Below are 22,206 nucleotides of genomic sequence, written 5' to 3'. Positions count from 1 at the left end.
CATTAATCCAATATTATAAATTATCTTTTATTTTACAAATTAGGTTTTGGTATTCATCATCGCTTAAATATATTTTTTGTGGATTCATCTCAAAAGTTTTTCCCCAAGATGGGCCGCCTTCATATTTAGGTACAATATGAAGATGAAGATGTTTCATAGTATCAGCAAATGCTCCATAATTTACTTTATCTGGATTGAACGCTTTATGGATTGCTTTAGCTACCTTTCTAGCGTCATTTATGAAAGCTGCTGCTTCATCTTCATTTAAATCCGCTATTTCACTTTTATGTTCCTTATAAACAACATTACATCTTCCACTATAAGTTTGTTCCTTAAACAAATATACTGTTGATACATCTAAATCACAAATCTTAATCATTAAAGAATCTAAATCTTGATTCTTCGAACAATAAAAACAATTTTCATCAAAACTCATTTATTTACCTCCTTTATTATTGATATATATTTACTTATCATGCAATTAAGAAAATTTAATTGCATGATAATAAATTTCATTATAAAACTACTTTAACTGCTTCCTTCATTCCTACTTTTTCAATTATTTCTAAATATCTTGAAATCTCATCAGCAAGATTAGGAATTTCATTTAAATTGCTTCCCCAATTCTTTTCATATGCAAGAACAGAAGTTACAATTTTGTTTAGTCCTTCTTTTGTTCCATCATATTTTTCCCATAATTTCTTAAATAATTCTAATATATCCTCATCATCAGCTAATTGAATATCTTCGTCTCCTCTTTTTCCTTTGTAGAATTCTATTAAAGATGCAAGGGAGAATACTAATTTCTTAGGAAGCGTACCTTTTCTCTTTAGATATTCAGTCAAACTTGGTAAATCTCTTGTTTTGTATTTAGACAATGAATTTAATGCTATACTCATTAAATAGTGCTTTACATATGGATTTTGAAATCTTTCTATAATCGCATCTGCAAATTCTACTAGCTCTTCGTGAGGCAAATCTAAAGTTTCTATGATTTCATCATATATTACATCGTGGACATATCTTCCTATAACTTCATGATCAACCGCTTCCCCTACAGTTTCTAAACCGTAAAGGTACGCTACTGGAACCATTGCTGTATGAGGTCCATTTAAAATTCTAACTTTTCTTGTTCTATATGGTGTCATATCATCTACAACTTTTACATTAAGTCCAGCTTTTTCTATTGGTAATTCATCTTTTATAGACTGAGGGCCTTCTATTACCCATAAGTGAAATATTTCACCTACATCTACTAAATTATCATCATATCCAAGCTCTTCTCTAACTTCATCAATTGTATCTCTTGGATATCCTGGAACTATTCTATCAACTAAACTACAACAAAAAGTATTAGCATTGTTTATCCAATCAATAAAGTCTTCTCCTAAGTTCCATACTTCTGCATACTTTAATACTATTTCTTTAAGTTTTTCACCATTTCTATCAATAAGCTCGCATGGAATTATAATAAATCCCTTACTGTCATCTCCATTAAATGCATTAAATCTGTGATATAAAAATGCTGTTAGCTTACCTGGATAACTTTTTTGACATCCTCCATTTAAAGTATCGTTTTCATCAAATGCAATTCCTGCCTCTGTTGTATTTGACACTATAAATCTTAAATCTGGATTTTCTGCAACTTTTAAATATTCATTATAGTCTCTGTAAGGATTAATTCCCCTACTTATACTATTGATTACTTTATGAGTTTTTGATGCTTGCCCATTTTGGACCCCTTGTAAATATAAAGTGTATAAACAATCTTGATCATTAAGCATGTCCACAAGACCATTTTCTAATGGCTGAACAACTACAACGCTTCCATTGAAATCTGCTTCATCATTCATTTTATCTATTTGCCAATCAACAAAAGCTCTCAAAAAGTTACCTTCTCCAAATTGCAATACTTTTTCTGGATATGTTTTAAATTCTTTATATGATTCCTTATTTAATTTCACAGCTATTCCTCCTAAATCTTCACTTCATCTGTATCTTTGCATTATTGTATGAAAATAAGCATCTCACTTATTTTCATACATAAAAGATTACATATTAAAGTATTTGTCTGCGTTATTATAACTAATGTCAGCTACAATTTGTCCTAAATGTTCAATGTCGTTAGGTAACTCGCCATTTTCTACCCATTCTCCAATTACGTTGCAAAGTATTCTTCTAAAATATTCATGTCTTGTGTAAGATAAAAAGCTTCTAGAGTCTGTTAACATTCCAACAAATGTGCTTAGCATACCTAAATTAGCTAAAGTTCTAATTTGATCTTGCATACCAATCTTGTGATCATTAAACCACCAAGCTGATCCAAATTGTATTTTGCCCTTAATTCCGTCTCCTTGGAAGCATCCAAGTAATGTTCCTATTGTAGAATTATCATTTGGATTTAAACTATATATAATAGTCTTAGGTAAAGCTTTTTCACTATTTAACGAATCTAATAACCTTGACAGTGGAATTGCAACTTCTGTATCATTAAGTGAATCAAATCCTGTATCAGGTCCTAATTTTTCGAACATTACTTTGTTATTATCTCTAACGCAATTCATGTGAAATTGCATTACCCATCCTAGATCGTGATATAATTTTCCAAAGAACTTTAATATATATACTCTTAATTTATTTTCATCTTCAAAAGATACTTGTCCATTTTTAAGTACGTTTGCAAAAATTTCTCTAACTTCTTCTAAAGAAGCATTGCCTACTGGAACAAAATCCAATGCATTATCTGACACTCTACATCCAGTTTCATGAAAATATTCCACTCTCTTTTTTAATGCTTCTAAATATTCATCAAAGTTTGAAATTTTAGAACCAACTACTTCTTCTAGTTTGTTAAACCAATCTTTAAATGTTTCTTTATTAACTCCTAGAGCTTTATCAGGTCTAAAAGCTGGTAATACTTTCACATCAAAGCTTTTATCTTCTTTTATTGCCAAATGATATTCTAATGAATCTATAGGATCATCTGTTGTACATATCACTTTTACATTTGATTTCTTTATAAGATTTCTTACTGTAAAATCATCGCTATTTAACAGCTTATTAACTTTTTCCCAAATAGCAGGTGCACTTTTTTCATTTAAAACTTCATCTATTCCAAAGAATCTCTTAAGTTCTAAGTGTGTCCAATGATAAAGTGGATTTCCGATAGCAAATGATATAGTCTTTGCCCAAGCTAAGAACTTTTCATAATCACTTCCATCTCCTGTAATATATTTTTCATCTATGCCCAAAGTTCTCATCTGTCTCCATTTATAATGATCACCATAAAGCCATACTTGAGTTATATTTTCAAACTTTTTGTCTTCTAATATTTCCTTCGGATTAATGTGGCAATGATAATCAATAATTGGCATTTTTTCTGAATAATTATGATATAATTTTTCAGACGCTTCGTTGCTTAATAAAAAATTTTCATCCATAAACTTTTTCATATCAAAATCCTCTTTTCTTTTTTGTTCACGTGAACAAAAATACGTGCAAATCCCTGTTCACGTGAACATTTTCTTGTATCTACTTGATAACTTTATTATAATATCATATTTCAAATAACGCAACACTTTTTTGTGAACGTTAACAACTTTTTTTAATAATTAGTGTTTAAATTCACTAATTATTAAAATCCATTATTAAAGTTTTTTTACTGATTTTCTTACCACAAGCTGAGATTGTATATAAACTTTTTCTTTATCTACTTCTTTATTCTTTATAAGATTTAATAAGTTTCTTCCGCCATATTCGCTCATCGCCAGAGAATCCTTCCTTACACTTGTCAACGGAGGAGTTACATAGTTACAAAAGTTGCTATCATCAAACCCTATAATTGAGATATCTTCTGGAACTTTTAACCCAGCTTCAAATATTGCTTTCATAGCACCCACCCCAATATCATCATTAGCGCAAAATACTGCTGTTGGAACATTCTCTAATTTAAGTAACTTTTTCATATTTTCATATCCACTTTTCAGATCATATCTACCACTTAAAATATATTCCTCATTAATTGGAATATTATTATCCTCCAACGCTCTTATATATCCTCTTTTTCTATATACTGTTGATTCAAATTCCTTATTTCCTTGCAATAATGCTATTTTTCTATGATCGTTCTCTATAAAATAAGTAACTGCATCGTAAACTCCTTTTGTATCATCTGACATTATGTTTACTAATCCTTCATTTTCAATGTATCTATTTATAACTACAGTTGGTATATTTTTTTCTAGAATAGTCTGTATGAATTCATCGTCATTTTTACTTTGACTTACAACAATTATTCCATCAAAATTTCTGTTATCAATTAAATGGGAGTATTGATAATCATCTATACCTCTTACAACTAAATTATATTCTTTATCTATGACATTATTGACTCCTCTTATAATTTCGTGAAAGAATGTATCTGATGTTCCTTCGCTAATCGATGAAAAAAATACACCTATAACGTATGATTTTAATAAAACAAGACTCTTAGCACTATAATTTGGTACATAATTCAATTCTTTTGCTAAAGCTATAATTTTAACCTTGGTTTCTTCATTGATATACGGACTATTATTAAGTGCTCTAGACACTGTTGTATGAGAAACATTAGCTAATTTTGCAATATCCTTTATAGTGACACTCATATTTTCTTTACACTCCTTATTAAGTAAACTTTTTTCACCATATACGATAATCACAGTATATAAAAAAGCTTAATCTACTTCTAATAATATTTTAATAATTAAAATTCATTTTTGCAACCTATACGATTTTAATTGTTTTTCCTTAATTTATCAATGTTATATTTAATTTTTATTATTTAGTTGTTTTCACAGTAATCTTCAATGGTTTGAGCAACTATTTTGGCTTGCACTACTGCTTCTACTACAGTTTTAGCACCAGTAACAACATCACCTGACGCGAATGTACCTTTTTTAGTTGTATTTCCTTTATCATCTGTTATTAATAATCCCCATTTATTAGTATCTAATTTTGTTGTATTTGAAACTATATTAGTTCTAGGGGTTTGACTTACAGCTACAATTATTGAATCACATTTGAAAAATTCTTCTTTTTCTTCAATAAGTTTGTTTTGAACTTTTCCATCTGACTCTACTACATTCTCAGTATTAACTAACTTTACTCCCTCTTCTGTTATTTCTAATGGCGATTTAAATAATTCAAAATCAATTTTATCTTCCTTAGCTTCTTTTATCTCCTGCTTTGTTGCAGACATTTGATCAAAACCTTTTCTATATATTATTGTAACATCCTCAACTCCATTTCTTTTTGCACTTCTTGCGGCATCCATGGCTACATTACCAGCTCCGATAACAGCTACTTTATTACCTAGCTTATAGTTCTCTGGTGATTTTAAATAATCAATAGCAAAATGTACATTTCCTAAAGTTTCACCTTTAATATTTAATGTTTTTGGATTCCATACTCCTGTACCAATAAACACTGCTTTATAACCATCTTCAAATAGTCTATCTAATGTTATTACAGGACCAATAAGAGTATTAGGCCTAACTTTTACACCAAGTTCTATTAATCTTTCTTCAATGGAATCTACTAATTTTTTTGGAAGTCTATATTCTGGTATTCCATACCTTAGTACTCCACCTATCTTCTCGTGCGCATCAAAAATAGTAATATTATATCCTTTCCTAGCTAGTATAAATGCAATAGTAATTCCTGCTGGACCACCACCAATTATAGCAATTCTGTCTTTCTTTTTAGAAACAGCTTTAAACCTAGTTTCTTCTATGTATTTTTGAGATATTTCCTGCTCTATATCATGAAATCGTATTGGTTCCCCTTTAATCCCTCTTATACAATTTCCTTTGCATTGGTCTTCATGAATACATACTAATGAACATACTGCTGAAAGCGGATTATTTTCAAATAATAGTTCTCCTGCTTCTTCAATTTTTCCTTCCTTATACATATTTATAATATCAGGTATAGGTGTTTCTACTGGGCAATTAGACTTACAAGCTGGTTTCTTACATAGCAAGCATCTACTTGCTTCACCAATCAAATTATTATTATTTATCATATTTGTCTTCCTCCTTATCATCATTTGTATATAAAGTATACTAACTTAATTTAGTATTTATTTCAATAATATATATCAAAAAATATGCTATACTTTTTATCATAAAATATAGCATATTTTATTGACTCTGTCCTTATATTTCTTTATATTACATAAAGTTTTGTTCAAACATAAATTTATAGTTATTCTATTATTTTTTATATAAATATAGGATTCCATTTTTAGGGCTGTATATTAGCTTGCCCGTAAAGCTCCTTTTCTTCAATTCTTTCTGAAGACTATACATAAAAAAACCATGCGTAAAAATTAAAATGTTTTCTGTACCTTCTTTTCTCGCTTCATTTAATAATAAATCAACAAACTTCTCAGCTTTCTCTTTTGTAATAATCTTATTTTCTTGTTGAGATTTATGGTTGAAATACCACGCTATTCTTCCACTAATCGCCCAAAACCAATACGGAAGCTTTAAATTACTTTTAAATATTGGATCAATGATAGTTTCTCTAATTAGATCATTTTGAATTATATCATCATTATATACATGTTGTGCTGTCGTTATTGCTCTTATAAGCGTACTAGAATAACATTTATCCCAATTTATCCCCATAAGCTCTACATCTTTTCTAATCACACCACTTATATTGTAATTCTCTTCCCAATTTTTAAATTCTTTTGATGTCATAAAAAAACTTTTACGGTAATCAACTTTAAAATGTCTGATAAGACCAACATTCATAAAAATCCCTCTTGTCTTTTATTATTCATATAAGAACTATAATGATTAGGCATTAATCTGCTTAATAATTTCAATTAACATATTAACCCTATTGAAAGGAGTAATGAAATATAATCCATCTGCAATACCTTTTAGTTTCTTTCCTATTTCCACAGTAATTTTTACACCTATTTCTTGCGCCTCTTCTTTGCTCATATTTTCTGAAAACATTTGTACATATTTATCTGGTATAGTTACTCCAGGAAGCTCATTATTTAAAAACATTGCGTTTCTATAACTTACAACGGGAAGTAATCCCGCTAAAATCTTTACATTAGTCCTCTCTTTAATCATTTTCAAGAACTCTATAGCATTGTCATCATAGATAGGTTGCGTTAAAAAAAACTTTGCACCTTTTTCTATCTTCTTCATCATTCTATTATATTCTACTTCTTTATTTAAAACATTCAAATTCAAAGCACCACCTACATAAATACTATCTTCTTTGAATATTTCTTCATTCATGCTTTCTATTAATTCTATTAGCCTAAATGAATTTAAATTAAATACGCTTTTTGTTTCAACTTTACTAGCATCAGATATAGGGTCACCAGTAATTGCAAGGATATTTCTTATATTTTCAATATGAGATCCTATCAGACTTGACCTTATTGCATTAGTATTTTTATCTCTACAGCAAACATGAGGCATAGCTTCAATTCCTATTTCTCTCTTGATTTTAGACGATATAATAGTTGAATCTGCTCTAACCTTCGACATTGGTGAATCCGGAACTGTTACTAAATCAATATTGTTTTCTTTACATATCTTAGCTCCATCTATGATTCTTGATATATCGGTATCAATTGGTGCCGATAATTCTATAGCTACAACAAACTCACCATTTTCGAGCTTATCTTTAAAAGTATTCTTAGCCTTTTTCTCAAAACTTTTAACTTTTGGCTCAGCCTTAGTATTAGCATTGATTACTTTAGAATTCTCATTAATTATTTTGGTTAATTGTTTAATATAGCTTGGATTTGTTCCACAGCATCCCCCTATAATTGAAACCCCAAAAGACCTTATTTCACTAACTTTTTCCGCAAAATATACGGGATTGTTTGGATAAACTGTTCTTTCGTGAATTATCTCTGGATAACCTGCATTAGGCAGTACCGAAACAATTTCATTTTCTATATTAATTTTTTTAACCATTTCCAATATATGTGCTGGTCCAGAACCACAGTTAAACCCAAATGCATCTATATATTCTGTATTTCGTACTTCTTTAATCAATTTAGCCGCACTTATCCCATCTCTTGTAAATCCATCTGGCTTAACAGCAAACTGAGTAAGTATGAAACTATCTATATTCTTGTACTTAATATACTCGCTTATTTTTTTCAGGTAATTATAGTTGCTAAAAGTTTCGAATATAAAAATATCTATACCATTTTTTAAAAAGCAATCTACTATGTATTTATATTCTTCTAAAACTTCATTGCTAAATTCATCTAAATTATCTGTTTTAATAGGTCCAATACTTGCACCTATTAAAACAGAAGTATTTCTTGTTACTTCTTTAGCTAAGTTTATTCCTGACTTAATTATGTCCATTAATGTTTCTAACGATACTCCAAGATCATATGTATTAGCAGAAAAAGTATTTGTTCTAATTAGTTTAGCCCCTGCTTCAATATACTCTTTATGTATTCTTTTTATAGTTTCTTTATCATTTAAGTTACCAAATTCACAATAGGATACATCATTACCTGTTACTTCTGAATAATATGTTCCCATTGCTCCATCACATATTAGTATATCATTTTTTAATATCTCTTTTATCATTTTTAATCTCCCCAAATCCTTGTTAATAATGCTTACTAGTAAGTATACTATAATTTTTTATTCTAGTCCTCTTTTTTAATACGATTTTCCTATTGATAAATTTATTTTTTAGCCAAATTGCATGTAAAAATAAAAAGTAGATCTATCTTTGATACTATGCATCTAGATAAATCTACTCTTAAATAACTCATTAATTTTTAACAGTCTTATTAGCTGTATTCTCGTCAGTTTTTGGTACTTGTATAGTCTTATTAGGATCTTCCTGAATTTTTCCTGACGTAGGATTATTTACAATAGTTCCGTTATCTGGACCTATATTAATAGTATTGTCATCCTTTGCAGGACTTGTCACTGGTGTATTTCCCTTGTTATCATTCTCATTTTGTGCAGGAACCTCTGGTTGTAAATTTAACACACCATCATCCTTTTGTTCTTTTTTAGGGTTATCTGTAGCTTTCCCCGAATCCACATTAGGTAATGAATTGTCAGCTGCTCCATTTATTACAGGCTTATCTACAGTTGTTTTTTCAGGTTTTGCATCTGAATTTGAATTAGTAGCTGGAGTAACGACATCACTATTTTTTTCATCTTTTGCATCCCACTGAGTTACATTTTCTTTATCTTTTATACTTGCAGTAATTTCTTTTACTGGTGCTACATCTATTTTATTCTTTGTACTCTCATCTACCACTAGAGATGCTTCATATCTTCCTAAGCTTATTCCTTTTGTCTTAGCTTCATCAACATCTTCCTTATCACCTTTAACATAAGTAACTTTTTCTGTATTAAAGGTAGATTGAATAACATCCTTTATATCTTTCTCATAAGCACTGTTATCTTCATTTTTTATAAATGCAAATCCAACCAATACTTCCCTATTAGTATCTAAATATTTTTTTTCTATAAGTTTTTCCTTTATTTTTTGTATTCCTTCATCAAGAGATATACCTTTAACATCTGTAAAATCTATATTCTTTCCATCATTGTTTACACCTTCAACTCTAATAATCTTCAATTTATTATCAGCTTCTATTTGTATACTAGGATTAATATCTAAACTAACAACTGCATATGCTGTATCAGATTTCATAGTATGAAAGAAGGTGAATACTATTAAAAACAACGCTGCAATTGCTCCAATTGACTTAATAAAGTTATTATACCTATAAGTCCCACTATTACTAGCCTTAATGAGATCATCTTCAAAATAAAATATTTTTTGCCCTATTTTCATATCTTTCTTAGGTTCAATCTTTTCCATTATGCCATTATCATTTAAAGCTATAGCATAACTTTTTTTAATTTCCATTATTATTCCCCTATTCATTCTTTTCACCTACTTTCTGATCCAATTTTTTAAAGCACTGAGATTTTTATCAATTATTATTACAACAGAAATTATAAATTTTTTGCTTCTTTTTATTACCTTTTCTGTAACTGAAAACTTTAAAACAATCCTTTTGATTGGTAATCTTTTCTTTAAATACATAAAAGATAAAAATTCTTCATCCTTTGATATTTCTTCTGATAAATTAATTGCATTCTTTCTCGTTGCTTGTTGTTTGGGAGCTTCATTCACCAAATCTTCCAAAGTAAAACCAAACGAACTTATTTCATTCTTTAAGGCAGTTATTTCTTCCAGCAACATGCTATTATCTTCCTTAGGCTCAAAATATTCATCTCTAAAATCCAAACCTTTGTCCACTAATTCGTCCAAAGATGAATGATTATGCTTATTTTCACCTTTTAAGTAATTCTTTATTCTACTTCCAATTACTAATTTTGCAAAAGATAAAAAATGTCCCTTCTCATTATCATATCTTTCAATTGCCTCATGAAAACCAAGTAATCCAACGCTAAGTTCTTCATCATTTTCGCAAGATACATAGCGACCTGTCACATCTGAAATACTTTTTATTATAAAAGGCATATGATTTTCAATAAGTTCATTTATACTTGTGTTCTTATCAACATTTAAATCTATTAAAACACATTCGAGCATGACATACGCTCCCTTCTCCGGTCATTATTATATACAAAAAAAAATATAGGTTTTGGTACTTTTTATTAAACAAATGTAAAACTTTAATTTCTAGGCTTAATTTAACATTTAATTGAAAATACTTTCGTAAAATCTAAAGTGATATTTACTATTATATCATGTATTAAATATATTTTTAACTTTGTTGGTTGAAAAATATATTTATAGAACTTTTTTTCTCTTATTAATGTAATTTCTGACACTTTTTTTATTAATTTAACAAAAGATATCATTCACATATTTATATTATTAAAACATAAATTTACTTTCTAATTTAATTACAGCATATTTTACTAAAACAAAAGGAGCTTAGAGACCGGCGAAGGACACTCTAAGCTCCACATTAGCACTTTACGTACCAACTGCTTATTTAGAATAACATAAATATTTCAAAATTTCAACACAAATTATAAACTTTATCTATATATGTTAAATTTAAAATCATAATATAGATATATATATGTTTTAATAAATAAATTTACATTTAAAACTCTAGTAAGCAAAACGCTAAATTAAGAGTAGAATCTTGAAATTTGATTACAACATATATACTAACACATTCCCCCGTTACCACTACTATTATTATCTCCACCGCAAGCATTCATACTATTAGAATTAGGTTTAACATTTTTATTTGCATATTTTTTCATATAATCAATAACTCTTGCCTGCAATTTGTTTAAGCTGTCCAAATATTCATGGTTATTAGGATCTAATTCTACAGCTTTTTTCAAGTAATTAAGCCCACTGTCAAACCATCCCTTTTGAACAGATATAAAACCTTGAAGATAATTCCATTCTGCTGAATTCGCATTATTTATTAAGTTCAATTTTGCTTCAGCCTCAGAAAAGTTTTTATTATCGACTAAATTACGAATTTCTTTATATAGATTACCATTAATAATGAGCTCATATGCCGCACTAAGAGCCAAAACTTTTTGTTTAGTGGTCTCATTTTGATTTTGTGTATATTCTTCTAAAATATCTTTGAATTTATTTTTTATTTCTTCTTCAGAAGCTGTTTTTTCAACGCCTAAAACCTCGTATGGATCCAATTTAATTACACCTCTTTACTCTATCTTCTATTCTACTATTAAATATATTTAATAAAAATTAGTAATATTCTTACATGTAATTAATTTGGTCCAAAATAACCTAATAGATTTTATTAATTGACTACAAATAGTACTTTTTTAAAATTACAGCTCTTATGCTTTCATATTTTATATGTGAAGGTAGTTCTTTTTTTAGTACATTTATCTTATCATATCCATGCTTTTGGCATGCATCTATTATTAGCTTTTCATCTTCTTTATTATAAAATTCTTCCAAATTTATATGAAATGCATTTTCTCCAAACTCTTTTATATAATCTGTTACATATCCTAGGATAGTTGAAATTGAGATCTCTAATTTTTGAGATACTTCATGTATAGTTATGTTCTGCTTAAGCATATCTATTGAGATTTGATCATTCTCCCTAGTCTCTCCATCAATTATAACCTTTCTTCTTTTTCTTTCAATCCATTCTACTTTTCTATCATTTTCTGACAAATATTCGTTTACTATATTTATTATCTTTTCTCCATACAAACTTATTTTCTTAGGTCCCATGCCTGTTATATCTTTTAATTCATCTAAAGAACTCGGGCATCTTCCACTTATTTCCTTCAGAGTATTCATTGTCAGTATTGCTTGGGGTAATGCTCTTTCTTCTTTAGCGAATTCTTTTCTTGCATTGTCTAGTCTCTCGTATAATTCTAAGTCTGTTTTAACTTCTATTCTAGATTCTTCATCTTTATTTATACTCTTTTGTTCGTCTAGCAAGCCTTCATCATGATCAGATATAGCAATTTCATGTTCTTCTACAAAATTCCGTATTACATCTTCAAATACTTTTCCGTATTTATTATATTTAACTTCTCCAACTCCAGAAACTTTAAGCATTTCATATTTTGATATCGGATAATTTACAGTCATTTCTTTTAGTGTAACGTCACCGAATATTATATATGGTGGAACATTGTTTTCCTTTGCCAGTTCTTGTCTTAAATTTCTAAGAATCTCAAAAAGTTCATTTTCTTCACTAGCTTTCTTTTCTACTCTAAACTCTTTTAATTGAACTTTTTCTTGAGATGTTAATACTCTTCTTGATCTATCATTTAAACTCAACACTGGATATGTACCTTCAACCACATTAATATATCCATGAGAAATCAATGTATTAATAAAGTTTTTGAGATCTTCTGCTGAATATTCTTTCATTAATCCATAAGTAGAAAGCTCGTTAAAATGAAATTGAATAACTTTTTTATTTTTAGATCCTCTAAGCACATCTACAAGCATTCCAATTCCAAATTTAACTTTCATCCTGTATATACATGAAAGAACTTTTTGCGCTTCTATTGTCTTATCAACAAACTCTCCTTCACTCAAACAATTACTGCAATTATCACATTGCCCATTATATGTTTCTCCAAAATACTCCAAAACGTATTTTCTATAGCAATAATTGCTATATACAAAATCCATCATTTGTTGAAGCTTTCTATATTGATTGTTCTTTCTCTCTACATCTTCTATTGAGTTTTCTATTAAATACTTTTGGACCTGAACATCTTGAGGCGAAAATAATAATACGCATTCGCTCTTTTCTCCATCTCTTCCTGCTCTTCCAATCTCTTGATAGTAACTTTCAATATTTCTTGGCATATTATAGTGTACAACATATCTTATATTAGGTTTGTCTATCCCCATTCCAAAAGCATTGGTTGCTATCATAATACCAGCTCTATCATATATAAAATTTTCTTGATTTTCTTTTCTAGTATGTTCAGATAATCCCGCATGATAGCAAGTCACATTATACCCTTTCGCTTGCAAAGATTCATATAAATTATTGACTTCTTTCCTAGTTGCAGCATATATAATGCCTGAAACTTCTTTATTATTTTCTATATATTTATATAAATATTCCTTTTTGTTACCACTTTTAATCACGCTGATAGATAAGTTTTCTCTATCAAAACCTGTTATAAAGACTTTTGGATTATTCAATTTAAGAAGATTTATTATATCTTCTCTCACTTCCTGTGATGCAGTTGCAGTAAATGCTGTTATTATAGGTCTCTTTTGAAGTAAACTTATAAAATTTGATATTTTTCTATAACTTCCCCTAAAATCATGTCCCCATTGAGAAATACAATGAGCTTCATCTATAGCTATTTGAGAAATATTACATTTAGAAATAACACTCAAAAACTCAAAAGATTCTAATCTTTCAGGAGCTATATAAAGAATCTTTATTTCACTATTTTCCAAATTGTTTATTACTTCTTTTTCTTCTATAGCACTCAATGTACTATTTATTAAAGCGCCTTTTATCCCCATATCTTTTAGCGTATCTACTTGATCTTTCATTAGGGATATTAAAGGAGAAATTACTATTGTTATTCCTTCTAGCATCAATGCTGGCATCTGATAACAAATTGACTTTCCTCCTCCAGTTGGCATTATGGCAAGTACATCTTCTCCATTTATTATTTTACTTATTATGTCTTCTTGCCCTTTTCTAAATGACTTATATCCATAATATTTCTCCAAATAATTTAAAGCTACATTATCCATTTAATAATACTCCTTAGATTAATACTTCCATTAAACAAGGTAGTCAAAATTGATTTAAAAACCACTTTTAACTACCTTATATATTACTTAGCTAAAATTTCTATTCCAGTCTCAGTTATCAACACTGTATGTTCCCACTGCGCTGATAATTTATCATCGGCTGTATAAATAGTCCATTCATTTTCTTCATCAACAAAAACATCATAAGTTCCTTGATTAACCATTGGTTCAACGGTAAGAATCATTCCAGGAACAAGCAACATTCCAGTTCCTTTCTCCCCTATATGAGGAACAAATGGATCTTCATGAAATTCATTACCTATTCCATGTCCACCTAATGCTCTTACTATTGTATATCCATTTTTATGAGCATGTTCCTGACACGCTGCACCTATATCTCCTAAGAATCCCCAAGGTTTTATAGCTTCAATTCCTTTTATCATACATTCCCTAGCTACTTCTACTAATCTTTTAGCTTCTTCACTAACATTGCCAATCATAAACATTCTAGATGCATCTGAATAATATCCATCTAAAATCGTAGAAACATCTACATTTATAATATCTCCATCTTTGATTATAATATTTTCATCTGGGATTCCATGGCACACTTCATTATTTATTGATGTACATACACTCTTTGGGAAACCTTCAAAATTCAATGGTGCTGGAATCGCCCCATGTTCTATAGTATAATCATATACTAATTTATCTATATCAGCAGTGCTCATCCCTGCTTTAATTTTACTTGCAACTAAGTCTAAAACCCCATCATTAATCTTAGCGCTTCTTTTGATTCCTTCTATATCTTTTTGGCTTTTTATAATATCTCTTGGTGGGACTATATGGCCTTTTCTTTTAAAACTTTCAATTTTTTCATCAAATTCTAAATGACATTTTTTATATTTCAACCCACTGCCACACCAACATTTTTCATTTCTATCTAAGATCATTGTTTTTATAACACCTCTTTATAATACATTATTATTTATTAATATTTTAGTTTTTTGTCATCAAATATTCAGCTATATATATAATACACCTAAATCAATTTAAATGCTCATCTATATTCTTTCTCTGCCAAAATTTTAACATCTTAAGCTAGCTTCCTTTAAGTAATATGGCATTTATAATTTTATAATGCAAAAGACTAGTAATCAATTTACTTTTATTTCCTATATTTAATAAGATTTCATATTCACTATCTATAATACCACTTAATATTATTTATGTTAACATTCTTTAAAATTTTATATTAACATACTTACTTTTTTGCTTTTTCAGCTTTAATAATTTTACCTTTTATAGTTATATTTTTTAACTCTTCTATAACTCTTTTTCCTTTTCCATTTAATATATCAACATAGGATACCGAATCTTGGACATCTATTATTCCAATATCTTCAGATCTAATGCCCTCTATTTTACAAATAGCCCCAACTATATCTCCGGCACGAATCTTCTTTTTTTTACCTCCATTTAAATAAATTTTTGTTATATTGTTATTTATGGCTTTTGATTTTTCTTCTTTTCTTTTCGGTTTACTTTTAAGTGTTTTAACCCCTTCATTTTTTTCCTTTTCAACCATTATTTTCTCAGGCAAATTATAGACAGGAATTTTGAATCCAATAAACTCTTCAATTTCACTTAAAAGCTTATTTTTTTCATTAACACAAAAGCTTATTGCCTTCCCTTTTTCCCCTGCTCTTCCTGTTCGGCCTATTCTATGTACATATGCTTCCTTCTCTACGGGAAGATCATAATTTATTACGTGAGTAATTCCTTTAACATCAATGCCTCTTGAAGCTAGATCTGTTGATACAAGTATTCTAAAATCGCCCAATCTAAATCCATCCATAATGCTTAATCTTTCTTTTTGAAGCATTCCTCCATGTATTCTATTAACAGAGTACCCCTTAGATTTTAACCATTGAAACACTGTATCTACATTCTCTTTAGTTTTTGCAAATATAACTACTGTTTCAGGTTTCTCAATTATTAAAATATCATTTAGTTTTTCTATCTTCTCTTCATAATTAGTATAATATAAATTATGATCTATATTTTCGTTAATAAGTTTTTGATTATTAATACTTATATCTACAGGCTTATTCATGTATTTATCACATAATACCTTTATTTCCTCTGGTATTGTTGCTGAAAATAACATAGTAACTTTCTTCTTTGGAAGTCTTCTAATAATTCCTTCAACTTGCCCTATAAATCCCATATTAAGCATTTCATCAGCCTCATCTATAACAAAATATTTAATTTGAGCTAAATTAAGACTTCCTCTATCTATATGATCTAGAATTCTCCCTGGAGTTCCAACCACTACATGCGTCTTCTGTTTCAATTTTCTCTCCTGCTCTGAGATAGGTTCTTTACCAAAAATCGAAACAGATTTTATTCTTTTAAACCTTCCTATATTAGTTATATCTTCACTTACTTGAACAGCGAGTTCTCTCGTAGGTGTTAATACTAAAATTTGTGGGATATTTTCATTCCAATCCACTTTCTCACATAAAGGAATCCCAAAAGCTGCCGTCTTTCCACTTCCCGTTTGTGATTTAACTATGATATCTTTATTCAAAAGTATCTCTGGGATAACTTTTTCTTGAACTTTTGATGGATTTTTATAACCAAGTCCCTCGATTGATTTTAGGATTTCATCACTTATTTTAAATTTAGTGAATTCATTATTCATATATTAAATTTTCACCTCAATTATTTTATTAAATTATATTAATCAGAAATTATATAAATCTTTCTTATTATACCATTCTTATCTATTTTTCAAACACTATTTGTTTGTTTATTTTTTCATTGTTTTAATGCAATTTATACTTTAAATCTAAATTTTGCTTTAGAGAGTAGTTTTTTTACATAAATATATAATCATTCTATATCAGATAATATATCTGTGGGATTATGTAACTTTAACTAGAAAAATGCACATAATAAGGATATAATTAATTAGCAATATATATAGAAAAATTATTCAACTATAAAAGGAGAAATTAATGATTAACTCATTTAGTGATTTAAATTTAAATTCAAGTATAATAGAAGGACTACAAAAACAAGGAATTAATATACCAACTTCAATTCAAGCCAACTCTATTTTACCTGCTCTTGAGGGCAAAGATATAATTGGTGAAGCCTTTACAGGAAGCGGTAAAACATTAGCTTATCTATTGCCTCTTTTTCATAAAATAGATACATCAAAGAGAGAAATGCAAGGATTAATATTGGCTCCAACACATGAACTTGCTAAACAAATAGAAGATCAAATTAAGCTTCTTGCTGAGAACTCATCATTCCCTATAACTTCACTATCTATTATTGGTGATGTTAATATAAATAACCAAATAAAGAAACTCAAAGAAATAAAACCTCACATAATTGTTGGGTCAACAGGTAGAATTCTAGATCTAATTCGAAAGAAAAAAATAACTGCTCATACTATAAAAACAATAGTAATTGATGAAGGAGATAATTTATTAGATCCGAAGAGATCTAACGTTACTAAAGACATTGTTAAATCAACAATGAGGGATAGACAGCTTATGCTATTTTCAGCATCTATAAAACCTGAAACATTGGAAACTGCGAAGTCTCTAATGAAGGAACCAATAATAATAAAAAGTGAAGATAAGCCTTTAATAAATCCTAATATTGAGCATATGTTTATCTTATGTGAAAGACGTGATAAGTTTGAAACCTTAAGAAAAGTTCTTGTTGCTGCAAAACCAGAAAAAGCAATCATCTTTGTTAATAACAATGAGGATATTGAATTAACAACAGCCAAACTTAATTATCATAGCAAAGATTGTTTTGCTATGACCGGAAAGATTTCTAAGGAAGATAGAAAACTTGCAATTGAAAGCTTTAGGACAGGTAAAATAAAAATACTAGTCTCATCAGATGTTACAGCTCGTGGTCTTGATGTTGCTGATATAACTCACGTTTTCCATTTGGATTTGCCATTAAAATTAAATGAATATCTCCATAGATCTGGAAGAACTGCTAGAGGAAACGCTCATGGTACTTCTATATGTATTTTAACTGTTCAACAGCTTAATATAATAAAAAAATATGAGAGAGAATTTAATATACAATTTAAAGAAAAGAAAGTTTTTGGCGGAGTTTTAGAAGATGCTAATTATAACTCTAGTTCAAAGCAATATGAGCAAAAAAATAAATCTTATAGTAGCAAATTTAACAAATAAAATTTTATTATAGTACTTAATAAAACTTAAGCAAATTAGTATTAGGGATACTTATTTTTTCACCCAAATGATTAAAATGAGTATCCTTTCATTTTTATAATAAACTTAAATCTCTGCACACTCTTTTATATCTAATCTAATTATTCTCTATATAACAATTAGTTAATTATTTAATTATTGATGTGCCTTCACTTTAATTTATGATTTTCTTCCATTAATTTTATTAACGATAATAGTTAATAATAACTTATTATTTTATTAAAGTTTTCTTAAGTAAACAATTACCCAACTTAATCGGTGCTATAATCGGTAGTGATGTAACGGTATATATGTTCTAAGAAGTTCAATTCATAAATGTTTATCATAAACTTATCAGGTATTTATAGAACAATGAACTATATTATTTAGGACTTATATCCAAAAAACTCACTAAAATATACACATAATGTTGGAGGAAAATTTTTATGAAAAAGAAAATCATTAGTCTATTGTTAATTGCAGCAGTTAGTTCAACTGCATTAATATCTTGTGGAAAAACTAAAGATTCTGCAAATTTGAATAATGAAAATACAACGGAGCAGTCTTCCACAACATCTACAACTGAACAATCACCTCAAAGTAATTCTAAGATAGTTGGCGAAAATAACAAACCCACTGTAGAAGTTAAACAAATTGCTTCTTTGACTGATTTTAAAGATAAAGACAAAAGTGAAATTGAAAAACTTTTAGGAAAAGCTATTAGCGAGGAAGATGATAAGGCTACCTATGAAAAAGATGATTATAGTTTTGAAATAAAATATAAAGATTCAAAATGTAATGAAATTAAGATAATTCCTAAGTCAGAAATGAAATTCCCAGCTGATGGAACTAACATCTTAAAATTAGTAGGAATAAACGCAGATGATTCGGATTCTACAATATCTCCAGCTGGACTTGAATGGAATAATAAATTTGATACATTTAAGATCAATGTAGTTTCTAATAATGAACCAAATGGTAAAATTTCTTATGTAACAATTATTTTATCAGATCCTTCTAAATAATGATAAGAGTTTGTGGATTTTGTATATAAAATACTACAGTATTAAAATTTAAACCAAACCATATTAAACGTATATTCATACTTTTTTACCTAACAAATTACTTTTGTTAGTGATTTCCATGAATATACGTTTAACTTTAATTTTCTATCTCTAATTTTTCTATTTTTATAGATGGTATTTTATGCTCTACATTGCTTTCATCTTTAATCACCGAGCTACCTACTTCCCCTATAACTTTAATCTTATCATTTTCTTTTAGTTGATACGATTTATCATAATCTCCAACTATTCCAACGATTTTTGAATCAGCAGCACAGCATGTCATTATAATCCTTCCTATAATTATTTGATCTTTATTTAAGTAATTTTCTTTACATACAAATCCATGTATTTCTAACTTTTTCCCTATATATTTTTCTGGATTAATCCGTATATCATCAAGCATTGTAGGATTATGTTCGTCAATTCTTATAGTTTCTTCATTGTTTCTTATGTTGCTCTTATTAAAATTATACTCAAATTCATGTTCATATAATGACTTTCTATCAATAACACTTGTTTTGTTTTCTAAAATTTCTAAATTCAGCTCTGAATGTTTAAATGTTTGCTGCTTATTAATAGATATGAAACCTATTATTAAGGCTAGTATTATTGGAAACAATTTTATTTTAATATTCATGCTGCCTTTAGGTGTAAATATATTTTTTATTTGAAAAACAGTAATTATACTTATCATTATTATAGTAATATAAAAATATTTAATCATATTACTACCTATATAAAAACCTATACTTCCAGTAGATATTAAATATATTATAGAGAAATCTAACAATATAAGAACAATAAACCATAAAAACTCATCAAAATTAAATCTTTTCACTTATTTTTCAGCTCCTTTTTATATTTAAATTGCTATCATTTAAAGTGCATCTTTATATTCCGCACATCATGAATAAAAAGGAGATTACAAATACAACAACTATTGTACTTATACTTAATTTAAGTACAAAACTTTTTTTAAAGGCTCCAATAATCATAATAAGATTTTTCAAATCAAGCATTGGACCTAAAATTAAAAATGCTGTAACTCCACTAAGTGAATAGTTAGTTAAAAAACTTTTTCCTACGAATGCATCCACTTCTGAACAAAGAGATAAAAAGAATCCAAGCAACATCATTGCAACTATTCCTAGAATCTTATTATTAGAAATAAAGTTTATTTCTCCATGAGATACTGCCACTTGAAATACGCTAGATATAAATGTCCCAAGTATCAAGTATCCCATTATATCCAAGAACTCTCTATTTGTATGTTCAATTATTCCTCTTAATTTGTTTTGATTTTCCACATATGAATTACATCCGCAGTTACAATAGCTATCATTATCTATAAAATCTATCACTAATCCTTTCTTATCTTTTTCAAGCGAATTTACTATCATTCCAATTAGAATTGCAGCTATAAATCCTCCAACTATTCTAAGAAGCACCATAATTTTTTTATCGTAAAATGCATAGTAAGTAGACATTATTACAACAGGGTTAATTATAGGTACAGCAAGCATAAATGTTACTCCGAACCCAACAGGTACACCTTTCTTTATAAGCCGTCTTGTTATAGGAACAATTGCGCATTCACAAACCGGAAAAATAAGACCTATCAAAGCAGCTCCTAAATATCCTAAAATATTTGCCTTAGGTATTATCTTAGCAATAATCCTTTCTGATATACATGTTTGAATTATAGCAGATATGAGAGATCCTATTATGATAAATGGCATTGCCTCAAGAATTATACTTGTAAATATACTTGCAAAATCTCCTATAACTTCAATATATATAAGGGTTGGATATTTATTGTAAATATATATTGATAGTATTACTACACTTATAATAAAGAAAGCTTTAACCTTCTTCTTATAAAGATTCATACATTTTCCTCATTTCCCTCATATTTTATGTTAGTACTTTTTTTGTAGTTTATCATTTTAATTTTTATCTTTTTTAAACACCCATTGTCCAATACCCTTGCTTCCCTAAGTGTAGAATTCAAAATATACTTATTACTAACTCGTAAAATAAATGCTTTAGGATTTATATTCTTAACTTTTTTAAAACCTTCATTTAAAATTTCTTTTTTGCAATAATCTATATTATTAATAACAATCATATTGGCGTTTTGTATAAAAGGTATTATAAAGCCTCCCATATTGTCAATATATTGCTTTAATGTCTTACCATCTGCAACAAAGAATATAGTCGTAATCTTACTACATTCTCTATAAATTCTTTCATTCAATATATCGAATAATTCTTTTAAATCAGAGGTTCCATTATATTCAATTATTATTCTGTTAGGTTTATATTTTTTTATTGAGTATATCATTTTTTCTTTTAAATCTTTAATATCTAAAGCATCCTGGATTCTTACAAAATTACTTATGTTACTAGAATGTACAATATTTTTTTCTCCTTGCTCTAATTGAAAAACCAGTACTTTTTCTCCATCAACTAAACTTTCTTTTAAAAGTGAATTTATAAATGACGTTTTTCCAGCTCCTAAAAAACCTGTCACAATCTCAATATGTATTTTCATAATTCCACCACCTCTCTACAAAGTTTTAATAATTAATAAT

At 28.3% G+C, this 22,206-nt stretch carries 18 protein-coding genes; 2 read left to right on the top strand and 16 right to left on the bottom strand.

Annotated elements, in window-relative coordinates; translation table 11 throughout:
* Positions 1–13: 13 nt before the first annotated feature.
* The 13 genes from F3K33_RS09095 to F3K33_RS09035 form a co-directional block, all read right to left on the bottom strand.
* Positions 14–436 (bottom strand): HIT family protein, encoded by a 423-nt coding sequence (locus F3K33_RS09095; protein ID WP_039772411.1) that lies wholly within the window; start codon positions 434–436, stop codon positions 14–16.
* 79 nt (positions 437–515) lie between these two features.
* Entirely contained in the window at positions 516–1,964 is a 1,449-nt protein-coding gene (locus F3K33_RS09090) for a tagaturonate reductase (RefSeq protein ID WP_039772410.1), read from the bottom strand.
* Between the two features lie 87 nt (positions 1,965–2,051).
* Entirely contained in the window at positions 2,052–3,452 is a 1,401-nt protein-coding gene (gene uxaC / locus F3K33_RS09085) for a glucuronate isomerase (protein ID WP_039772408.1), read from the bottom strand.
* A 195-nt stretch (positions 3,453–3,647) separates the two neighbouring features.
* Positions 3,648–4,646 (bottom strand): LacI family DNA-binding transcriptional regulator, encoded by a 999-nt coding sequence (locus tag F3K33_RS09080; RefSeq protein WP_023975093.1) that lies wholly within the window; start codon positions 4,644–4,646, stop codon positions 3,648–3,650.
* A 176-nt stretch (positions 4,647–4,822) separates the two neighbouring features.
* On the bottom strand, positions 4,823–6,064 hold the full coding sequence (locus F3K33_RS09075) for an NAD(P)-dependent oxidoreductase (RefSeq protein ID WP_039772406.1): 1,242 nt from the start codon (positions 6,062–6,064) through the stop codon (positions 4,823–4,825).
* 190 nt (positions 6,065–6,254) lie between these two features.
* Positions 6,255–6,800, bottom strand: a complete 546-nt coding sequence (locus tag F3K33_RS09070; RefSeq protein ID WP_039772404.1) for a histidine phosphatase family protein — start codon at positions 6,798–6,800, stop codon at positions 6,255–6,257.
* Positions 6,801–6,845: 45 nt separating this feature from the next.
* On the bottom strand, positions 6,846–8,627 hold the full coding sequence (locus F3K33_RS09065; protein ID WP_039772402.1) for a bifunctional homocysteine S-methyltransferase/methylenetetrahydrofolate reductase: 1,782 nt from the start codon (positions 8,625–8,627) through the stop codon (positions 6,846–6,848).
* Positions 8,628–8,817: 190 nt separating this feature from the next.
* On the bottom strand, positions 8,818–9,954 hold the full coding sequence (locus tag F3K33_RS09060; protein WP_039772400.1) for an anti-sigma-I factor RsgI family protein: 1,137 nt from the start codon (positions 9,952–9,954) through the stop codon (positions 8,818–8,820).
* A 9-nt stretch (positions 9,955–9,963) separates the two neighbouring features.
* Positions 9,964–10,629: an RNA polymerase sigma factor SigI gene (gene sigI, locus F3K33_RS09055; RefSeq protein ID WP_011969149.1), complete on the bottom strand. Its 666-nt coding sequence runs from the start codon at positions 10,627–10,629 to the stop codon at positions 9,964–9,966.
* Between the two features lie 590 nt (positions 10,630–11,219).
* Entirely contained in the window at positions 11,220–11,723 is a 504-nt protein-coding gene (locus F3K33_RS09050; RefSeq protein WP_039772398.1) for a J domain-containing protein, read from the bottom strand.
* Positions 11,724–11,844: 121 nt separating this feature from the next.
* Positions 11,845–14,295 (bottom strand): DNA helicase RecQ, encoded by a 2,451-nt coding sequence (gene recQ, locus F3K33_RS09045; protein WP_039772396.1) that lies wholly within the window; start codon positions 14,293–14,295, stop codon positions 11,845–11,847.
* An 83-nt stretch (positions 14,296–14,378) separates the two neighbouring features.
* A complete protein-coding gene (locus tag F3K33_RS09040) occupies positions 14,379–15,248 on the bottom strand; it encodes a methionyl aminopeptidase (protein ID WP_017210048.1) in 870 nt (289 codons plus the stop codon).
* Positions 15,249–15,559: 311 nt separating this feature from the next.
* Positions 15,560–17,002: a DEAD/DEAH box helicase gene (locus F3K33_RS09035; protein ID WP_039772395.1), complete on the bottom strand. Its 1,443-nt coding sequence runs from the start codon at positions 17,000–17,002 to the stop codon at positions 15,560–15,562.
* A 316-nt stretch (positions 17,003–17,318) separates the two neighbouring features.
* Between F3K33_RS09035 and F3K33_RS09030 the strand changes: the two genes are divergently transcribed.
* Together F3K33_RS09030 and F3K33_RS09025 are read left to right on the top strand one after the other, a co-directional pair.
* A complete protein-coding gene (locus F3K33_RS09030; RefSeq protein ID WP_039772393.1) occupies positions 17,319–18,527 on the top strand; it encodes a DEAD/DEAH box helicase in 1,209 nt (402 codons plus the stop codon).
* A 464-nt stretch (positions 18,528–18,991) separates the two neighbouring features.
* Positions 18,992–19,570, top strand: a complete 579-nt coding sequence (locus F3K33_RS09025; RefSeq protein ID WP_023976833.1) for a hypothetical protein — start codon at positions 18,992–18,994, stop codon at positions 19,568–19,570.
* Between the two features lie 136 nt (positions 19,571–19,706).
* Here F3K33_RS09025 and F3K33_RS09020 read toward each other — a convergent pair whose 3' ends face one another.
* Genes F3K33_RS09020 through F3K33_RS09010 form a run of 3 tightly spaced genes read right to left on the bottom strand, consistent with a single transcriptional unit; the run spans position 19,707 to position 22,166 of the window.
* The gene (locus F3K33_RS09020) at positions 19,707–20,450 is read right to left on the bottom strand and encodes a TIGR03943 family putative permease subunit (RefSeq protein ID WP_017210052.1); all 744 of its coding nucleotides are present in this window, start codon (positions 20,448–20,450) and stop codon (positions 19,707–19,709) included.
* 52 nt (positions 20,451–20,502) lie between these two features.
* Entirely contained in the window at positions 20,503–21,501 is a 999-nt protein-coding gene (locus F3K33_RS09015; protein ID WP_039772392.1) for a permease, read from the bottom strand.
* On the bottom strand, positions 21,498–22,166 hold the full coding sequence (locus tag F3K33_RS09010) for a GTP-binding protein (RefSeq protein ID WP_017210054.1): 669 nt from the start codon (positions 22,164–22,166) through the stop codon (positions 21,498–21,500). Before F3K33_RS09010 ends, F3K33_RS09015 begins: the two co-directional genes overlap by 4 nt.
* Positions 22,167–22,206 lie beyond the last annotated feature (40 nt).

The organism is Clostridium beijerinckii, assembly GCF_008705175.1.
GTDB lineage: Bacteria > Bacillota > Clostridia > Clostridiales > Clostridiaceae > Clostridium > Clostridium beijerinckii.
The sequence above is the reverse complement of the archived record's forward strand: the minus strand, read 5'-3'. Positions and strand labels throughout refer to the sequence as shown.